The organism is Desulfocurvus thunnarius, from assembly GCF_055390965.1.
Map to the genome: position 1 here is coordinate 264,046 of NZ_AP042411.1, position 17,800 is coordinate 281,845.

Sequence of the window (17,800 nt, forward strand, 5' to 3'; positions counted from 1 at the left end):
CCCGCCCGGCGGGCAATTCCGGCGGGCACCTCTGCGGGCGCACCCTGCGGGGTATGGGCAAGCCTCGCCGAAAGCGCCCTGTCGCCCGCCCCATGGATAGCGTTGCAGTGCCGATGTTCCAGGCTCCGCAAAACGGCCGAGGACGGGCGGCAATCGAACGCGCGGGCCCGGTGCGCCGCGTTTTCCTCCCCATTTTCCCACCACGCCCGGCTTGCCGAAAGCTCCTCCCGTGGTCTTCGTCATGTCGGAAAATCCAGGCGCAACGGCCTTACACCGCCCCCGTTTGCCCCGGCTTCCGGTAGCCGGGTTTCCGGCCCGGTATGCGCAAGGCCTCCGGCCTCGGCGCCCGCTGCGAAGCCCTCCGGTCGAACGCGAACGCATGCCGGGCTCTCCCCGCCCCTCCGGCCCCTGCTCCCAATTCGCCTCCCTCCCCCGCGCATTTCCAGTCTTTCCGGCCCTATTCCGTTGACAACCTTCCGGAGTTGCGCTAAACAATACCATACCGTATGGTACTGAACAAAAGAACCCAACCGGCAATGGAACGGGAACATGCGGCACGTCGGAGCACTTTCTTCTGGAATTTCAGGGTGCAGAACTCAAACAGGAACGACCGGACGCGGCGGGCGCAAGGCGGCCGCCGCGCCGCGCCGCTCGCGGGAGGACGTGTTGCGCCAAGGGCTGGAACTGCTGGCCGAGGGCGGCATCGACGCCCTGACCATCGAGGCTCTGTGCGCGCGCCTGAAGGTGACCAAAGGCTCGTTCTATCATCATTTTTCCGGGCGGGACGCCTTCCTGCGCGCCCTGCTGGAGCACTGGGCCGCCGGGGCCGTGGCTCCGGGCCGCGCGCGCAACCCGCGCCGCCGCCTGGACGCCCTGCTGCCCGCCCCGGGCGGCCCCGAGGCCGCCATCCGCGCCTGGGCCATGCGCGACCCGGAAGTCGGGGCCTACCAGCGCCGCGTGGATGCCCGGCGCCTGGAAACCCTGGAAACCCTGCTGCGCGAAACCACGGGCGACTCCGCCCGGGCGGCCCTGCTGGCGCGCATGGGCTGCGCCCTGCTGGCCGGGGCCGAGGCCCTGGCTCCGCCCCTGGGCCCGGCCCAGCGCGCGGCCATGCTCGATGTGCTTTGGACGGAACTCTGCATGGCCCCTGGCGAACGCCGGGGCAAGGAGGACTCATGACCGCACCGACCGCGACCGCTGCGCCGTCGCCGAACATCAAAACGACCGCCGAACGCATCCAGACCGGGAGACCCGACGGAGCCGAAATGCCCGGAACGGCGCCGAGGCAGGCGGCGGACATGGCGACCGAAACGTCCGACCCCATGCCCTGGACCGAAATCAGGCGCACCGTGGCCGCCGCGCGCTTCCGCGCCCTGAGCACCGTGGACGCCGACGGCGCGCCCCGGGTCACGCCCATCGGCTCGGTGGTGCTCACCGGCGAGGGGCGGGGCTTCTATTTCGAGGACGACACGGCGGTAATGCCCGGCGGGCTGGAACGCGCGGCCGAGGTGGCCATCCTGGCCGTGGGCGGCGCGGGCTCCTGGTGGCGGCGGCTGCTGCGCGGGGCGCTGCCCCCGGGCCCGGCGCTGCGGCTCAAGGTCCGCGCCGGGCGCCGCCGGGCGGCCACCGCTGCCGAACGCGCCCTGCGCCTGGCCGGAGCCGGGCTGCTGGGCCGGAGCGTCGGTTTCGTGCGCGAGTTCACCGTTCAGGGCGTGGCCCCGGTGCATCTGGGCGCGCTGCTCAAGTAGCGGCGCCGCCCTCCGCGCCGCCCGCACGCCGCGCATCCTCCGGGCCCCCGGCGCCCTCGCGGGGAACGCGCAGCACGGCCCGGGTGCCCGGCGGGCCGAAGAATTCCAGGCTCCCGCGCATCTGCGCCGTCAGTCCGCCGAGGATGGTCATGCCCATGGACTGGACCGTGTCCGGGTCCAGGTCCGTGGGCAGGCCCGGGCCGTCGTCGGCCACCTCGGCCTCCAGCCAGTCGCCGTCGGCCCGCAGGGTCACGCGCACCGTGCCGCCCGTCCCGGCGGGAAAGGCGTGCTTGAAGGCGTTGGTCAGCAGTTCCGCCAGGGCCAGCCCCAGGAAAGTCGCCCGGTCCACCCCCAGAACGACACCGCCCCCGTCCACTTCCAGGGTCACGCCCCGGCGTTGCCCGTCGTAGGCATGCAGCAGTTCGCCGCCCAGGCTGTCCAGGTAGCGGTCCATATGCACCAGCCCCTGGCCGCCCTCGCGGCTCAGGGCCTCGTGCACCAGCCCCAGGGCCCGGATGCGCCGGGCGCAGTCGGCCAGCCGGGCCCGGTCGGCGGGGTCGGCGAACTGTGCGGCCTGGAGTTCCACCAGCCCCACGGCGGTCTGCATGTTGTTCTTCACCCGGTGGTGCAGTTCGGACAGCAGCACGACCTGCTCATCCAGCAGGGCGCGCAGCCGGGCCCGGTCGCGCTCGCGCGTGCGCAGCTCCCCGCACAGCAGGACGAACAAGAGCCCCGCCGTCAGGCAGACGAAAAACGCGCCCTTGTAGGTCTGCATCAGCGCGCGCAGCCCGGGGTCGGAAACCAGCGCCTCCACGGCCTGGTCGGAAAACACGATCCAGACCCAGCCGAACAGGGCGTAAAGCGCGCTGATGCGCAGGGCGGGCCACAGGAAAGGCGAAGACATGGCGGCTCCCGGCAAGGAGACGGGCGACGGAGCCGACGGCGCGCCCGGTGCGCACCCCGGCCCACGAGAGGAAACTAGCAGAAAAAGACGCGGCCCGCAGCACGATTTTCGGCAGCGGGCCGCAACGGGGCGGGGGCGGGGTTCGCGCGCGTCTTTTCCGGTTGCGCGCCCGGCCCCGGCGCCTTGTCCGGCTCATGGCGTCCAGGCGCCCGGGATGCCGGGCGCCGACATTCCGGGTGCGGAACACGCTAGCAAATGCGCGGCAACTGCTCGCCTTCGAGCATGTTGAGCAGGCGCTTGCCGCCGAGGGCCGTGCGCAGCACGACCTTGCCGGGGTTGGCGGCCTCCACGGCGCCCACGCGCCGCGCTCCCGCGCCCCGGGGGTCGGCGCGCATGACTTCCAGCGCCGCTTCGGCCTTGGCCTCGGGCAGGATGCAGATCAGCTTGCCCTCGTTGGCGAGGTAGAGCGGGTCCAGCCCCAGGAAGGCGCAGCCCGAGCGCACGGCGGGGCTCACGGGGATGGCCGGCTCGTCGAGCAGTATACCCACGCCGGACTGCCCGGCGATCTCGTTCAGGGTCGTGGCCAGCCCGCCGCGCGTGGGGTCGCGCATGACGTGGATGTCGCCGACCTCAAGAAGCAGCCGCTCGGTCATGCCGTTCAGGGCCGCGCTGTCCGAGAGCACGGGCGTTTCGAAGGCCAGCCCCTCGCGCTGGGCCAGGATGGCCAGCCCGTGGTCGCCCATGCTGCCCGAAACGAGCACGGCGTCTCCGGGCGCGGCGCGGTGGCCGCTGGGGTGCTCGGCCACGAGCATGGTGCCCACGCCGGTGGTGTTGATGAATATCTTGTCGGCCATGCCCTTGGGCACGACCTTGGTATCGCCGGTGACGATGCTGACCCCGGCGTCCCGCGCGGCCTTGCCCATGGCTTCCACGATGCGCTCCAGCTTCTCCAGCTCGAAGCCCTCCTCCAGGATGAACGCGCAGGACAGGAACCGGGGCCGCGCGCCGAGCATGGCCACGTCGTTCACCGTGCCGTGTACGGCCAGGGAGCCGATGTTCCCGCCCGGGAAGAACACCGGATCGACCACGAAGGAGTCGGTGCTCATGGCCAGGGGGCCCTGGATGTCCAGAAAGGCCGCGTCGTCCATGCGCGCCAGCACGGGGTTGTCGAAATGGCGCAGGAAGAGTTCGCTGATCAGCCGCTGGGAGGCCTTGCCGCCGCTGCCGTAGTCGAGAAGGATGTGCTTGGCGTCCATTTGCCTATATCTCCAACTGGTACTTGAAATAGGCCGCGCAGGAGCCTTCGGTGGAGACCATGCACGGGCCCACGGGCTTGGCGGGGGTGCAGGCCTTGGCGAACAGCGGGCAGCGGTCGGGGGTCAGCTTGCCGCGCAGCACGTCGCCGCAGCGGCAGCCGGGAATGGGCTTGGCCTCGGGCAGGGTCAGGCCCAGGGTCTTCTGGGCGTCGAAGGCTTCGTATTCGGGCCGCAGGGCCAGCCCCGAGCCGGGAATCAGGCCGATGCCGCGCCACAGGGCGTCCGTGGGCGTGAACACGGCGTCCATCACCGCCACGGCCTTGGGGTTGCCCAGGTCCTGCACGGCGCGGCGGTAGAGGTTGACTACCTCGGCCCGGCCCGCGTTGCGCTGGCGCACGATGTCCAGCAGCGATTGCAGGATGTCCAGCGGATCGAAACCGGTGATGGCCGCGGGCAGGTGGAAATCGTCGGCGATGAAGTGGTAGGGCTCCAGGCCGATGATGGTCGAAACGTGGCCGGGCATGACCAGGGCGTGCAGGTTCAGCTCCGGGTCGCCCAGCAGCGCGCGCAGGGCCGGGGGCACCAGCTTGTGGAACGACAGCACCCGGAGGTTGCCGACCCCGGCGGCGCGGGCGGCCTGGAGGGTGGCGGCCACGGTGGGCGCCGTGGTCTCGAAGCCGATGCCCAGGAAGACCACGGTGTCGCCCGGGTTCTCGCGAGCCAGGGTGATGGCGTCGAAGGGCGAATAGACCACGGCGACCCGCGCGCCCTGGGCCATGGCGTCCTTGAGGCAGGTGCCGCCCGGGCCGGGCACGCGCACCAGGTCGCCGAAGGTGGCCACGATGACTCCGTCGCGCCCGGCCAGGTCCATGTACATGCCCACTTCGCTCTCGTGGGTCACGCACACGGGGCAGCCCGGGCCCGAAAGGTGCTTGATGCCGGGCGGCAGCATGGAGCGCAGCCCGCTGCGGAAGATGGCCACCGTATGCGTGCCGCAGACCTCCATGAAGCGCAGCTCGCCGTCCAGTTCGCGGTGGATGGCGTCCAGCACGGCCTTACACAGGTCAGGATCGCTGAATTGGTCGAAAATGCTCACGTGCGCTCCCAGGTCCGGTTGCAGGTTGGGCGCAGGCGGCCTGCGCGCCGGGGTGCCGCCCCGGCCCCCGGCCATACTACGAAGCCGCCATGACCTCAAGGCCGACCCCTTTCTTTTTCACGGTGACGCTGGTAGAACCCTGGGCACCGGACGCACGGCGCGCCCGGCGTGCCCTTCAAGCCCGGACCACGCGACGCATGACCGCCCAGACCCCGCACGCCAGCCCCTTCGCCCCGGCTCCCGGCCCCGCCGGGCCCCGGGCGGCGCAGGACCCCGCCCTGCTGGCTCCCGCCCTGCCCCCGGACCCGACGGAATTCCCCATCCCCACCGACGCGCAGTGCCACACCCTGTGGGACCGCTTCGGCGTGCCGGACAACATCCGCGCCCACAGCGCCCTGGTCGGCGACATCGCGGGCGCCCTGGCCGCGCGCGGCGAAGAGCTCGGCGTCGTCGCCCCGGGCTGGGCCCGGGCCGTGCGCGCCTCGGGCCTGCTGCACGACCTGGCGAAATTCTACTGCGTGCAGCACGGCGGCAACCACGCCCAGCTCGGCGCGGCCTGGGCCCTGGAGGCCACGGGCAACCCGGCCCTGGCCCAGGGCGTCATGCACCACGTCTGGTGGCCCTACCCCGTGGAGCCCGCGCGCTATTTCCTGCCCCTGGCCGTGCAATACGCCGACAAACGCGTGCGCCACGACGCCGTGGTGTCCCTCGGCGCGCGCTATACGGACCTCTTCGAGCGCTACGGCAAGAACGAGACGGCCCGCGAACGCATCGACGCCGCCTTCCGCCAGGGCCGGGCCGTGGAACACACCTTAAGCGAACTCCTGGAGGTCAAGCTCCATGCGTGTCCTTTTGATAGCGGGCGGCTGGTCGCCCGAGCGTGAAGTCTCCCTGTCGGGTGCCCGGGGCATCCGCCGCTCCCTGGTCCGCCTGGGGCACGAGGTGGCCGACCTGGACCCCGTGGCGGACCTGGGCGGCCTGCTCGACGCCGCCCGCGGGGTCGACTTCGCCTTCATCAACCTGCACGGCGCCCCCGGCGAGGACGGGCTCATCCAGGCCATGCTCGACGTGGCGGGCTGCCCCTACCAGGGCTCGGGCCCGGCGGGCTCCTATCTGGCGCTGAACAAGAACGCCTCCAAGGCCATCTTCCGCGACCGGGGCCTGCCCACGCCGGACTGGGAATTCGTCCCGCGCGACCCGGGGCCGGGCTTCACGCCCCGGCTGCCCTTCCCGCTGTTCGCCAAGCCCAACACCGGCGGCTCCAGCGTCTGCGCCACCCGCGTGCGCGGCCGGGACGAACTGGCCGCCGCCCTGCGGGCCATTTTCGCCTCGGGCAGCGAGGCCCTGCTGGAGCCCTACCTGCCCGGCGACGAGCTGACCTGCGGCGTGCTCGGCGACGAGGCCCTGCCCCTGGTGGCCATCCGCCCGGCGGGCGACGCGCCCTTTTTCGACTACGCCAGCAAATACGAGGCCGGGCGCTGCGAGGAAGTCTGCCCCGCGCCCGTGCCCCGGGAACTGAGCGGGGAGATTCAGGCCATCACCCTGGCGGCGCACCGGGCCCTGGGCCTTGCGGGCTACAGCCGGGCGGATTTCCTGGTCCGCGACGGCAAGCCCCTGCTGCTGGAAATCAACACCCTGCCGGGCATGACGCCCACGAGCCTGCTGCCCCAGGAGGCCGCCGCCGTGGGCCTGGATTTCGACGCCCTCATCGCCCGGCTGATGGACCTCGGGCTGGCCCGCGCGCGCGGGGAGGCCCGGCCGTGACCCTGCGCGGCAAGTGCAAGGCCCTGATCGGGCTCTACGACCTGCTCTGGCCCCTGGCCATTCCGGCGCTGTGGCTGGCCCCGCGCCTGCGCGAGGGGTTTGCCGAGCGCCTGCTGCGCACCGGGCCCGACGGCTTCGTGGACGTCTGGATGCAGGCGGCCTCGGGCGGCGAGGCCTACCTCGTGCGCGAGCTGGCCCTGGCCCTGCCCGAGGCCATGGCCGAGGAGCGCCCCCTGCGCATCCTGGCGACCACCAACACCCGCCAGGGCCGCGAAGTGCTCGAGCGCGCCGCCGCCGAAGTGGCCGAACTGCGCCCCGGGGTCAGCCTCATCCCGGCCTACTGCCCCTTCGACCAGCCCTCGCTCATGGCCCGGGCCATGGAGCAGACCAGCCCCCGGGTGCTGGTGCTGCTGGAAACGGAAATCTGGCCCGGGCTGCTGGCGGCGGCAAAGGAATTCGACGTGCCCGTGGTCCTGGCCAACGCACGCATGAACGCCAGGAGCCTGGCGGGATATCTTTGCGCCGGGGCCCTGCTGCGCGAGCTTGCGCCCGAGCGCATCCTGGCCGTGTCCGACGAGGCGGCCCTGCGCTTCGCCCTGCTCTTCGGAGCCGGACGCGTGGAGCGCATGCACAACATCAAGTTCGACCGCTTCCCGGCCCTGGCGCCCGGAGCGGCCGAGGGCGCCGCCGCCCCCAAAGCGGGCCCCGTGGCGGCGATCATGGGCGACGGCCGGCCCTGGGCCGTGCTGGCCTCGGTGCGCCGCCAGGAGGAACAGGACGCCCTGGCCGCCCTGCGCGAAATCCGCGCCGCGGAGCCCGGGGCCGGGCTGGCCGTCTTTCCCCGGCACATGCACAGACTCGACTTTTGGCGCCGGGCGTTGTATGAAGCCGGGTTGTCGCCCGTCATGCGCTCGGCCCTGTCCTCGCACAGCGGGCCGCCCGCCCCCGGCGCGGTGGTCCTGTGGGACACCTTCGGGGAGCTGGCCGAGGCCTACGCCTTCTGCACGGCGGCCTTCGTGGGCGGCAGCCTGCGCCCCCTGGGCGGGCAGAATTTCCTCGAACCCCTGGCCCACGGCGTGGTGCCCGTCATCGGCCCGCACTGGTCCAACTTCGCCTGGATCGGCCGCGAGATCGTGAACCTGGGCCTGGCCGTCGAAGTGGACGGCCCCCGGGAACTGGCCGGGGCCATGGTCGCGGCCCTGCGCCGCCCCGCCGCGCGTGAGGATGTGCGCGCCCGGGTGGCGGCCTATGTGAACGACCGCCGGGGCGGAACCCGGCAGGCCGCCGAACGTATCGCAAGCTACCTGTGAGCACCATGCCGCAACTGCCGCCCTGTTACGGAATCATCCCCGCGCGCTACGAGTCGTCGCGCTTTCCGGGCAAGCCTCTGGCCGACATCCTGGGGCGGCCCATGTTCTGGCACGTCTATCAGCGCGCCATCCAGTGCCCGCTGCTGGGCCGCGTGGTCCTGGCCACGGACGACCACCGCATCTACAACGCCGCCTGCCGCTACAACGTGCCCGTGGTCATGACCGCCGCCGACCACGCCAGCGGCACGGACCGCGTCCTGGAAGCCGCGGAGCAACTCGGCGTGCCGCAGGACGCCGTGGTGGCCAACATCCAGGGCGACGAGCCCCTGCTGGCCCCGGAAATGCTCACCGAGCTGCTGGAACCCTTCGCCGACCCGGCCATCCGCGTGACCACCCTGGCCTCGCGCATCGACGCCGCCCAGGCCGCCGGGCCGGATCAGGTCAAGGTGGTCTGGACGAAGCGCGGCGGGGCCTTATATTTTTCGCGGGCGGCCATTCCGTACGACCGCGACGGCGGCCCCGGCCTCTACTGGGGCCACGTGGGGCTGTATGCCTTCCGCATGGAAACCCTGCGCCGCTTCGTGGCCCTGGGCCCCAGCGAACTGGAAACGCGCGAGCGCCTGGAGCAATTGCGCCTGCTGGAAAACGACATCCCCATCTACGTGGTGCCCACCACCCACCGCACCTGCGGCGTGGACCGGCCCGAAGACGTGGACAAAGTCATAGCAAGACTCTCGGAGAACCCCTGATGAAAGCATTCCTGGCACTGGAAGACGGAACCTTTTTCGAGGGCCTGTCCTTCACCGGCAAGGGCAACGCCCAGGGCGAGGCCATCTTCAACACCGGCATGAGCGGCTATCAGGAAGTGCTGACCGACCCGTCCTACGCGGGGCAGATGGTCTGCATGACCTACCCGCTCATCGGCAACTACGGTGTGAACCTCGACGACGTGGAGTCCGGCCGCGTGTGGGTCGAGGCCTTCATCGTCAAGGAATGCTGCAAGGAGCCGAGCAACTGGCGCGCCAAAAAGAGCCTGCCCGACTATCTGGCCGACCATGGCGTCATGGGCATCGAGGGCATCGACACCCGCGCGCTCACGCGCCACCTGCGCATGCACGGCGCCCAGCGCGCCGTCATCAGCACCGACGACGCCACCCCGGCCGAACTGGTGGAGCGCGCCCGGGCCATCCCCTCCATGGAAGGCCAGGACCTCGCCTCGCGCGTGTCCCCCACCGAACCCTACGTCTGGACCGGCACCCACCCCGCCCCGGCCGCCATCAAGGACGGCAGGCACCAGTGGCGCGGCACCGGGCCCAAGGTCGTGGTCTACGATTTCGGCATCAAGTGGAACATCCTGCGCCTGCTCGAAGCCCAGGGCTTCGACATCCTGGTGGTGCCCGCCGCGACCAGCGCCGCCCAGGTCAAGGCCCTGGAGCCCGACGCGGTGTTCCTCTCCAACGGCCCCGGCGACCCGGCGGCCATCGAGGGCGTGGTCGAAGCCACGGCCGAGCTGGCCGACCGCTATCCCACGGCGGGCATCTGCCTGGGCCACCAGATTCTCGGCCTGGCCCTGGGCGGCAAGACCTTCAAGCTCAAGTTCGGCCACCACGGCCTGAACCACCCGGTCAAGGACCTGACCACCGGGCGCATCGAAATCTCCTCGCAGAACCACGGCTTCTGTGTGGACATCGCCAGCCTGAAGGACGTGGAAGTGACCCACGTGAACCTGAACGACCAGACCCTGGAAGGCTTCCACCACACCAAGAAGCCCATCCTGGCCATCCAGCACCACCCCGAGGCCAGCCCCGGGCCGCACGACAGCCGTTATTTCTTCCGCCGTTTCCGGGAGATGGTCCGCGAGCACGCGGGCGTGTAGACGCAGAACCGGAAAACGGGCAAGACTTCCTGGAAGGCATTGCCGGGCCGCAGCAGGACGTGGCCCGGCAATGCGCCACACAGCGGGGGAGGCGCGCAGCATGTCCAGCGAACTCATCAAGGCCAGATCGAAAATCTCCAGCATCAAGAGCTACCTGAAACAGGAAAAGCTCTTCCCCGCCATCGTCTCGCTGCACGAGGCCATCGGCATCATCGTGCGCACTCCGCTCATCAAGCACGAGCGAGACGAATTCTCGCGCAGCCTGCAAAACGCCCTGGACCTGCTGAACAACGACCCGGGGTTCCGCAAGATCTGCCCCATGGTCCTGGAGTATGCCGAGGGCGAGGAAAAGGCGCTGCTGACCACCCTCAAGGAACTGCTGGACGACCTGCAGGGCTCGGCGGTGGCCGAGGCCCAGCAGATGCTCCAGGCCCTGGAGGACACCAAGCGCCTGCAACTCGCCCGGGGCGAGGAACTCCTGGGCCAGGGCAACGTCAAGGACGCCAAGTTCATCTTCAACAAACTCGTCCTGCAATTCCCCGACGACACGGACCTCAAGTACGAAATCGCGGAACTCTTCCTGCGCCACGAACGCAACCGCGACGCCCTGCAATGGCTCACCGAGGCCCTGAAGGACTTCCCGGAATCCGCCCACCTCTACAACCGCGTGGGCATGGTCCTGCGCAAGATGGGCGAGTTCGAGATGAGCGAGAAATACTACATGAAGGCCGTGCGCCTCTCCAAGGACGACGCGGGCCTGTTCTTCAATATCGGGCGGCTGTACATCGACTGGGAGCGCTGGGAGAAGGTGGACGAGATGGCCACCCGCGCCCTGGAAATCAACCCCGGCTTTGCCGAGGCGCGCAAGATGCGCGCCTTTGCCACCAAGAAGCTCAAGAAGGCCGAAGAGCAGGCCTGATTCCACCCCCCGCCCGGCCCCGCCCGCCGCAAACGCGGTACGGCGCAGGCGGCCGAAGCGGGGCCCGGTCGCCCCGTCCGCTCCGGTCCGCTTCCGGCCGCCGGATTCTGCGTCTTCGGATTTCCCCGTCCACCCCAGCCTGCGGGAGGCCCCGTGCCCAACCCATTCCTGCGTTGCGACGTGCTTGTGCTCGGGGCCGGGCTGGCAGGGCTGCGCGCGGCCTGGGCCGCAGCCGAGGCCGCGCCCGGGGCGCGGGTGCTGCTGGCCGCGCCCCGGCCCGGGCCCTCCGGCTCGGCCCTGGCCAACGCCAACGCCCGCCTGGGCATCCTGGCGCCGGACACCGACGCCCTGCGCGAGGCTCTGGCCGCCCGCATCCTGGCCTTGGCCGCGCCGGGTCGGGTCGAACCGGCCCTGGTGCGCATCCTGCTGGAGGAAGCCGCCGCCCGCGTGGCCGAACTGGCCGCCCTGGGCGTGCCCCTGGACCGCGACCCCGGCGGCGCCGTACGGCGGCACCCGGCCTGCTTCGTGCCCGATCTGCCCTGTGCCGTCCTGCTTCCCGACCTGCCCCGGGCCCAGGCTCTGCTGGCCGCGCGCACCTTGAACCTGGGCGTGCGGTTCCAGCCCGGGCTGGCTGCCGTGCGCCTGCTGCCGGACCCGAAAGGCGCGGCCTGCGGGGCGCTCTGCGTGCGCCTGGCCGACGGGTCCCCCGTGGTCGTGGCGGCCCGGGCGGTGGTGGCGGCCCTGGGCGGCCCGGCGGCGCTTTTCGAAGGTTCCCTGGCCGGGCCCGGAAGCCTGGGCCTGGGCCCCGGGCTGCTGGAACGGGCCGGAGCCCGCCAGGACAACCAAGGCTTTGTCCAATTCTTCTGGAGCGAGGTTCCCGGCGGGGAATTTTTCCGCGTCCACACCCTGGCCGCGCCCGGGGCCGGGCTGTGCGCGGCGGATGGAAGCGTGCGCCCCCTGCCGCCCGGGGTGGCGGCCCACGCCGCCGCGCGCGCCACGCATTGCCCGGCGGCCTGGGGCCGACCCGACGCCGCCCTGGACCGCTTCCTGGCCACCCCCCTGGCCACCCGTCCGGACACGGACGGCACCCTGGCCGTGGCCCTGGCCGACGGCCGCCGCACGCGCATCGCGCCCCTGGCCCACAGCGGCAACGGCGGCGCCCGGGTGGACGCCCACGGCGCAACCACCGTAACGGGTCTGTTCGCCGCCGGAGAATGCGCCACGGGCATGCACGGCGCCGACCGCGTGGGCGGAGCCATGGCCGCCGCGGCCCTGGTCTTCGGGGCCCGGGCCGGAGCCGACGCCGCGCGCCACGCCACCGCCACCCCTCCCGTACCGGACAAATTGTTCATCGACTTAATGAATAAAACCCGGCAGGAATGGCCGGCCAGCCCTTGCGCCGCCGCCCCGGGCCCCGCGCCCCTGCCCGCCCCGGCCCCCGGGGCCCTGCTCGGAATATTCAAACATTCAAAAGAAATAATTACACAAAGCCTGATCGTTGACCTCCTGGACTCTCCGTTGCCCATGCGCGAGGCCGCCCTGCGCTCGGCTTTGACAGTGGTGCGCGATTTGCATAGAATCGCTTGACCACTGAACGATTTTGCCGGGAGGCACCATGCTGCTCCACCAGGGCCGATTCGTCCGGCCCAGCACCGCCCAGCGCACCCTGGCCCTGCTCGAGGCCCTGGCCCAGGCGCCGGACTGCTCCCAGTCCGTGCTGGGCGAGCGCACGGGTCTGTCTCCGGCCATGGTCAACACCTACCTGCGCGACTTCCAGAGCCGGGGGCTGGTCGCGGCCCGCCCGGTGAACGGCAAAAGCTTCCGCTACGAACTGACCCCCGGAGGCGAGGAAACCCGCCGCGCCCTGCTCGGCGACTACTGCGCCGAAATCGTGCGCGGCTACACGGCCATCAAGGCTCTGGTGCGCGCCAAGCTGACGCGGCTGGAAGCCGCCGGGCGCACGCGCCTGGCCCTGTGGGGCGCGTCGGAGACCTGCGAGGTCGTCCTCGCGGCCCTGGGCGCCACGGGGCTGACCGTGCTGGCCCTGCTGGACAGCGACCCGGCCAAGCACGGCGGCGTGCTCGGCGGGCACCCCATCCTGCCGCCCGAGGTGCTGCCCGGCCTGCGTTGCGACGCCGTGGTGGTCACCTCCTTCGGGCGCGGCGACGACATCGAGGCCCGCCTGCGGGCCATGCCCGGCGCCGCCGCCCTGGAGGTGGTCCGGCTATGAGCGCGCCGCGCCCCGTGCAACTGGCCTCGGGCCGGGCCATCGGCCCCGGGCGGCCCTGTTTCCTGGTGGCCGAAATCGGCAACAACCATCAGGGCGACGAGGCCACGGCCCGCCGGATGATCGAGGCCGCCGCCGCCGCCGGGGCCGACGCCGTGAAATTCCAGAAACGCGACGTGCACGCCCTGCTGACCAGCGCCGCACGCCACGCGCCCTACGCGGGGCCCAACAGCTTCGGCCCGACCTACGGCGCCCACCGCCTGGCCCTGGAACTGCCCCTGGAGGCCCTGGCCCGGCTCAAGGCCCACGCCGAGGCCCTGGGGCTGGTCTTCTTCGCCTCCGCGTGGGACGCGCCCAGCCTGGACGCCCTGGCCGCCCTGGGCGTGGAACTGCTCAAAATCGCCTCGGCCGACCTGCCGACCCTGCCGCTGCTGCGCCGCGCCGGGGCCCTGGGGCTGCCCGTGGCGCTGTCCACGGGCATGAGCACCATGGACGAAATCGCCACGGCGGTGGCCGCGCTGCGGGCCACGGGCGCGCCGCTCGTCCTGCTGCATTGCAATTCCTCGTACCCCTGCCCGCCGGAAGAAACCGCCCTGCCCGTGCTGCCCGCCCTGGCCCGACGCTTCGGCCTGCCCGTGGGCTACTCCGGCCACGAGGCCGGGCTGGCCCCCAGCCTGGGCGCCGTGGCCCTGGGCGCCTGCATGCTCGAGCGCCACTTCACCCTGGACCGCGCCCTGCCCGGCACGGACCACCCGGCCTCCCTGGACCCCGAAGGCTTCGCCCGGCTGGCGGGCATGGTCCGCGAGCTGGAAGCCGCCCTGCGCGTGACCCGCAAGACCGTGACCCCCGCCGAGCAGGCCACGGCGGCCAAGCTGCGCAAGAGCATCGTCGCCGCGCGCCCCCTGGCCCCGGGCACGGTGCTCACCGCCGCCGACCTGACGGTGAAATGCCCGGGCACGGGCATCTCGCCGCTGTTCTGGGACGAGTTGCCCGGGCGCACGCTGCTGCGCGCCCTGGAGGCCGACGCCCCCCTGGCCTGGGACGACCTCGCCCCGGCCCGGGCCGCCGAAGGCGGGGGCCGACCGTGAACATCCTGATGATCGCCGTCAACGACCCGGCGGGCACGGCCATCGGCCTGGCCGACGCCGTAAACCGCCTGACGGCCCACCGCTGCCGCGTAGCGACCCTGGAAACGCGCTACAACCACGGCTGGCGCAAGGACCTGCACCTGCCGGACCTGGACGACGCCGGGCTGGCCGAGCTGGAAGCCGCCCTGCGCGGGGCGGACCTGTTCCATTTTCACATGACCGCCGACGAGCACCTGCGCCTGGGGCCCTTTGTCCCGGCGGATTTCCTGCGCGGCAAGCTGGTGGTCCACCACCACCACGGCCACCCCGACTTCCGGGCCCACCCCGGAAAATACCGCGCACGCTACGCCGAACGGGGTCGGCGCAACCTGCTGGTCTCCACGCCGGACCTGCTGCCCCTGCTGCCCGGGGCCCGCTGGCAGCCGAACCTCGTGCCCGAACAGGCCCCGGCCTACCGGCCCGTGGAGGACCGCCCCGCCGGGCCGCCCCTGGTGGCCCACGCGCCCACGCGCAAGGACCTCAAGAACACCGACGACCTGCTGGCCGTGGTCGCCGGGCTGCGCGCCTCGGGGCTGGACCTGGGCCTGGAACTCATCGACGACGCGCCCCACGAGGAGTGCCTGCGCCGCAAGGCCCGCTGCCACATGGTCTTCGACCACATGCAGGGCTACTACGGCATGAGCAGCCTGGAATCCCTGGCCCAGGGCGTGCCCGTGGTGGCGGGGCTCGACGACTGGTGCTCCGCGCACATGCGCGAATTCGCCGACTGCGGGGAGCTGCCGTGGATCGTGGCCCGCGACCGGGCGGCCCTGGCCGCGGCCCTGGCCCGGCTGGCGCGCGACCCCGAGGCCCGCGAGGCCGCCGGGCGCGCCTCGCGCCGCTTCATGGAGCAGCGCTGGTCCGAGGCGCGGGTTGTGGCGCGGCTGGAAGCATTCTACGCCGGGCTGCGGCCCGACAGCCCCGGGAAAGCGCCGTGCGCAGCGCCCTGAGCCCGACGGGCCCGACCCTGGTGGTGCCCTGCCGCAACTGCGCGGCCTTCATCGGCCCCTGCCTGGATTCCGTCCTGGCCCAGGAGTACACCGGCTGGCGCCTGCTGGTGGCCGACGACGCATCCACCGACGCCACGGCCGACGCCGTGCGCCCCTATCTGGCCGACCCGCGCATCACCTGGCGCCGCCTGCCCGCGCACGGCGGGCTCATGGCCAACACCAGGGAAGCCCTGGCCCGGCTGGCCCCCGGCCCGGCGGAGGTGGTGGCGATCCTCGACGGCGACGACACCCTGCTGCCCGGAGCCCTGGCGCGGCTCATGGCCGAGCACGCGCGCGGCTGCGACGTGGTCTGGACGGACATGGAGATCGAAGGTCGCGCAGGGTCCACGGGCCGGGCGCTGCTGCCCGGGGTGCCCGTGCGCCAGCAGCTCTGGTGCCTGTCGCAACTGCGCAGCTTCAAGGGCTACCTGCTGCGCGGGCTGCCGCCGGAGTACCTGTGCGACCCCGAGGGCGGCCCCTGCCGCGCGGCGGGCGACCTGGCGCTGTATTTCGCACTCATCGAGCGCGCGGGCGCGGCCAAGGCGGCCTTCGTACCCGAAAAGCTCTACCGCTACCGCGAGCACGCGGGCAACAACTGCCGCGCCCGGCGCGCGGAGCAGTTGGCCAACAACCGCCACCTGCGCGCCCTGGCGCCCCTGCCCATGCAGACGGAATTTTTCGATTTCACCGAAACGTTGCCCGACCCGGACGGCAGCGCGCTGGACAAACTCGGCCTGCGCGAATTCGGCCGGGCCGTGCGCGCGCGATACCCCGAGCCGTACAGCGTGCGCGTGCGCCACGTCGTGCCCCGCGCGCTGGCGGATTCCTGGCGCGCCTACCACGGGCTGTGGATTGCCGAAGGTATCTATCTGGACGGTGCGGAAGGAGGGGAATCCGCAGACGGGACGGACGCGGCCGCGCCCTGAGGGCGGGCTTCCAGGCCGCGCACCGTGGCGGCCAGGGCGGCCCCGCCGCGCGCGGCAAGCACGGTGTCGAAGCGCCGCGCGGCGCCTTTGGCCAGGGCCGCGCCCCGGGCCAGGGCCAGCTCTTCCAGGCCCTGGGCCAGACGCATGGCCCGCAGGTTCACCAGCCCCAGTTCCAGGCCCAGGCGCCAGTCGCCGGGCTCGCGCAGCCCGAGCCAGGAGAGCACCGAAAGCCGGAACTCCTCCACCCCCGGATGGCGCGCGGCCACGGCGTCCAGGCGGCGCATGATTCCCGGCTGCCCGGGCTCCAGTTCGTTGGCCCACAGCAGGCACTCCATGGCCGAGCCGGGCACGGTGCGCGCGGCATTGAAACGCAGCCCGGGGCGCATGTCGTGCCCCGCGCGCTCGCATTCCCCAGCCCAAGAAAGCAACAGGTCCACCGGGCTGCCGCTGCCGCCCCGGTCGGCCAGCCCGTGCGCCCGGGCGTGGCCCAGCCAGAAGGCCCGAGCCAGATCGGGATCGCCTGCACGCAGGGCAGCGCCCGAAGCGGTCAGGTCCGCTTCCAGGTCGCCCGCAAAAGCCCTCTGGCCGAGGGCCGCGCGCAGCAGGCGCAACACCTCTCCGGTTTCACCCGCGCGCCACAGGGTGCGCACCAGCCCGGTGAAGGCCCAGGGTTCGGTCCGGCCCAGGGCGCCCAGGGCCGCGAGCACCGGCCCGGCCGGAGGTTCCACCATGCCGCCCTCGGCCAGCAGGTCCACGGCGGCCCAGGCATGGGCGTCGGCCAGCGCCCCCCGGGGCGCCGTGCCCGCCACCCGGGTCGCCGTCTCCAGGATGGCGGCGCAGCGATGTTCGGGCAGGTGCTCGCGCCGGACGCGCTCCCAGGCCGCGCGGCCCATGGCCTCGGCCCGGCTGGGCTCGGCCAGCAGTGCCCGCACCTGGGCATCCAGCGTATGAATATCCGTGAACTCCAAGACCTCGGGCCCCAGTTCGAACAGATGCCCCACGCCGCCCTCGGCGGCATGATTGAGCACCGCGCAGCCGCACGAGGCGGCCTCGAACAGCCGGAAGTTGACCTCGCTGGCAATGGCCTCGTTGGGCACGATGCACGTGTCGCAATAGGCCTCATGCATGGCCTCGGCGTCCAGCCCGTCCAGGTGCGCAAGGCCGTGGCGCGCAACGAGATGCTCGACCATGCGCTTGCGCACGGGCCGCTCGGGCGTTACGCGGGCCACGAGGCACAGGGCCCGCCCGCGCGCTGCCCAGGGCCGCCAGGGCCGCTGCGAGCCGAACCACGGCAGGTAGGCCACCCGCCCGGCGCCCAGGGCCTCCAACCGCCGGACCCAGGGCAACTGGGAGCAGAGCACGGCGTCGAACTGCCGGGCATAGAACCGGTGCCACCAGGAATTGAGATGCACGTCGATGGCCCAGAAGAGCTTGGGGCAGGCCAGATCGCCCAGGCCCATGAGAATGGTGCGCGGCGACAGGCGCTCCACTTCGAGCAGCAGCTCCGGCCACGCCGCGTCCCGCCCGTGATCCGCCAGGGCGGCGGGCACGCTGCGCGGCCCGGGCTCCAGGTGCAGTTCCAGCACCTCGTGGCCCAGCTCCCGGAAAGTCCGGGCCATGGTCCGCTGGTTGACGACGACGATGCGCATGGCCGAATC

At 72.2% G+C, this 17,800-nt stretch carries 17 protein-coding genes; 13 read left to right on the forward strand and 4 right to left on the reverse strand.

The annotated features are described in order from the left end of the window. The first annotated feature begins 666 nt into the window (after window positions 1-666). Both ACZ5KV_RS01180 and ACZ5KV_RS01185 read left to right on the forward strand, forming a co-directional pair. On the forward strand, window positions 667-1,179 hold the full coding sequence (locus ACZ5KV_RS01180; RefSeq protein WP_464240514.1) for a TetR/AcrR family transcriptional regulator: 513 nt from the start codon (window positions 667-669) through the stop codon (window positions 1,177-1,179). A 119-nt stretch (window positions 1,180-1,298) separates the two neighbouring features. Next, window positions 1,299-1,748, forward strand: coding sequence for a pyridoxamine 5'-phosphate oxidase family protein (locus ACZ5KV_RS01185; protein ID WP_464240515.1), 450 nt, complete (start codon window positions 1,299-1,301; stop codon window positions 1,746-1,748). Here ACZ5KV_RS01185 and ACZ5KV_RS01190 read toward each other — a convergent pair. The 3 genes from ACZ5KV_RS01190 to hypD all read right to left on the reverse strand — a co-directional run bounded on the left by ACZ5KV_RS01190 (window position 1,741) and on the right by hypD (window position 5,004). Continuing rightward, entirely contained in the window at window positions 1,741-2,652 is a 912-nt protein-coding gene (locus ACZ5KV_RS01190; RefSeq protein WP_464240516.1) for a sensor histidine kinase, read from the reverse strand. The two genes, ACZ5KV_RS01185 and ACZ5KV_RS01190, sit on opposite strands and share 8 nt — an antisense overlap. Window positions 2,653-2,900: 248 nt before the next feature. Then, window positions 2,901-3,908: a hydrogenase expression/formation protein HypE gene (hypE, locus tag ACZ5KV_RS01195; RefSeq protein ID WP_464240517.1), complete on the reverse strand. Its 1,008-nt coding sequence runs from the start codon at window positions 3,906-3,908 to the stop codon at window positions 2,901-2,903. 4 nt (window positions 3,909-3,912) lie between these two features. Continuing rightward, complete coding sequence (gene hypD, locus ACZ5KV_RS01200; RefSeq protein WP_464240518.1) at window positions 3,913-5,004, reverse strand: hydrogenase formation protein HypD; 1,092 nt, start codon at window positions 5,002-5,004, stop codon at window positions 3,913-3,915. A gap of 197 nt (window positions 5,005-5,201) precedes the next feature. Between hypD and ACZ5KV_RS01205 the strand changes: the two genes are divergently transcribed. From ACZ5KV_RS01205 to ACZ5KV_RS01255, 11 genes are all read left to right on the forward strand, one after another. Then, entirely contained in the window at window positions 5,202-5,888 is a 687-nt protein-coding gene (locus ACZ5KV_RS01205) for a phosphohydrolase (RefSeq protein WP_464240519.1), read from the forward strand. Further along, window positions 5,845-6,768, forward strand: coding sequence for a D-alanine--D-alanine ligase family protein (locus ACZ5KV_RS01210; RefSeq protein ID WP_464240520.1), 924 nt, complete (start codon window positions 5,845-5,847; stop codon window positions 6,766-6,768). Before ACZ5KV_RS01205 ends, ACZ5KV_RS01210 begins: the two co-directional genes overlap by 44 nt. Next, entirely contained in the window at window positions 6,765-8,078 is a 1,314-nt protein-coding gene (locus ACZ5KV_RS01215) for a 3-deoxy-D-manno-octulosonic acid transferase (RefSeq protein WP_464240521.1), read from the forward strand. Before ACZ5KV_RS01210 ends, ACZ5KV_RS01215 begins: the two co-directional genes overlap by 4 nt. A 5-nt stretch (window positions 8,079-8,083) precedes the next feature. Next, on the forward strand, window positions 8,084-8,827 hold the full coding sequence (gene kdsB, locus ACZ5KV_RS01220) for a 3-deoxy-manno-octulosonate cytidylyltransferase (protein ID WP_464241789.1): 744 nt from the start codon (window positions 8,084-8,086) through the stop codon (window positions 8,825-8,827). Continuing rightward, window positions 8,827-9,954: a glutamine-hydrolyzing carbamoyl-phosphate synthase small subunit gene (gene carA, locus ACZ5KV_RS01225; protein ID WP_464240522.1), complete on the forward strand. Its 1,128-nt coding sequence runs from the start codon at window positions 8,827-8,829 to the stop codon at window positions 9,952-9,954. Before kdsB ends, carA begins: the two co-directional genes overlap by 1 nt. A gap of 100 nt (window positions 9,955-10,054) precedes the next feature. Further along, window positions 10,055-10,873, forward strand: coding sequence for a tetratricopeptide repeat protein (locus ACZ5KV_RS01230; RefSeq protein ID WP_464240523.1), 819 nt, complete (start codon window positions 10,055-10,057; stop codon window positions 10,871-10,873). Between the two features lie 153 nt (window positions 10,874-11,026). Then, the gene (locus tag ACZ5KV_RS01235) at window positions 11,027-12,460 is read left to right on the forward strand and encodes an FAD-binding protein (RefSeq protein WP_464240524.1); all 1,434 of its coding nucleotides are present in this window, start codon (window positions 11,027-11,029) and stop codon (window positions 12,458-12,460) included. 28 nt (window positions 12,461-12,488) lie between these two features. Then, on the forward strand, window positions 12,489-13,103 hold the full coding sequence (locus tag ACZ5KV_RS01240) for a winged helix-turn-helix transcriptional regulator (RefSeq protein WP_464240525.1): 615 nt from the start codon (window positions 12,489-12,491) through the stop codon (window positions 13,101-13,103). Next, window positions 13,100-14,188 carry an N-acetylneuraminate synthase family protein gene (locus ACZ5KV_RS01245; protein ID WP_464240526.1) on the forward strand — a complete coding sequence of 363 codons (1,089 nt, stop codon included), beginning with the start codon at window positions 13,100-13,102 and terminating at the stop codon, window positions 14,186-14,188. Before ACZ5KV_RS01240 ends, ACZ5KV_RS01245 begins: the two co-directional genes overlap by 4 nt. Continuing rightward, window positions 14,185-15,177, forward strand: coding sequence for a glycosyltransferase family protein (locus tag ACZ5KV_RS01250; protein ID WP_464240527.1), 993 nt, complete (start codon window positions 14,185-14,187; stop codon window positions 15,175-15,177). Before ACZ5KV_RS01245 ends, ACZ5KV_RS01250 begins: the two co-directional genes overlap by 4 nt. Further along, window positions 15,162-16,142 (forward strand): glycosyltransferase family 2 protein, encoded by a 981-nt coding sequence (locus tag ACZ5KV_RS01255; protein ID WP_464240528.1) that lies wholly within the window; start codon window positions 15,162-15,164, stop codon window positions 16,140-16,142. Before ACZ5KV_RS01250 ends, ACZ5KV_RS01255 begins: the two co-directional genes overlap by 16 nt. Here ACZ5KV_RS01255 and ACZ5KV_RS01260 read toward each other — a convergent pair. After that, window positions 16,082-17,791: a glycosyltransferase family protein gene (locus ACZ5KV_RS01260; protein WP_464240529.1), complete on the reverse strand. Its 1,710-nt coding sequence runs from the start codon at window positions 17,789-17,791 to the stop codon at window positions 16,082-16,084. The two genes, ACZ5KV_RS01255 and ACZ5KV_RS01260, sit on opposite strands and share 61 nt — an antisense overlap. Window positions 17,792-17,800: the final 9 nt, after the last annotated feature.

Coding starts and splice junctions, on each gene's coding strand:
- ACZ5KV_RS01230 (WP_464240523.1), top strand. CDS start 10,055: ATGTCCAGCGAACTCATCAAGGCCAGATCGAAAATCTCCAGCATCAAG.
- ACZ5KV_RS01240 (WP_464240525.1), top strand. CDS start 12,489: ATGCTGCTCCACCAGGGCCGATTCGTCCGGCCCAGCACCGCCCAGCGC.
- ACZ5KV_RS01210 (WP_464240520.1), top strand. CDS start 5,845: ATGCGTGTCCTTTTGATAGCGGGCGGCTGGTCGCCCGAGCGTGAAGTC.
- hypE (WP_464240517.1), bottom strand. CDS start 3,908: ATGGACGCCAAGCACATCCTTCTCGACTACGGCAGCGGCGGCAAGGCC.
- kdsB (WP_464241789.1), top strand. CDS start 8,084: ATGCCGCAACTGCCGCCCTGTTACGGAATCATCCCCGCGCGCTACGAG.
- ACZ5KV_RS01245 (WP_464240526.1), top strand. CDS start 13,100: ATGAGCGCGCCGCGCCCCGTGCAACTGGCCTCGGGCCGGGCCATCGGC.
- ACZ5KV_RS01260 (WP_464240529.1), bottom strand. CDS start 17,791: ATGCGCATCGTCGTCGTCAACCAGCGGACCATGGCCCGGACTTTCCGG.
- ACZ5KV_RS01190 (WP_464240516.1), bottom strand. CDS start 2,652: ATGTCTTCGCCTTTCCTGTGGCCCGCCCTGCGCATCAGCGCGCTTTAC.
- ACZ5KV_RS01205 (WP_464240519.1), top strand. CDS start 5,202: ATGACCGCCCAGACCCCGCACGCCAGCCCCTTCGCCCCGGCTCCCGGC.
- carA (WP_464240522.1), top strand. CDS start 8,827: ATGAAAGCATTCCTGGCACTGGAAGACGGAACCTTTTTCGAGGGCCTG.
- ACZ5KV_RS01185 (WP_464240515.1), top strand. CDS start 1,299: ATGGCGACCGAAACGTCCGACCCCATGCCCTGGACCGAAATCAGGCGC.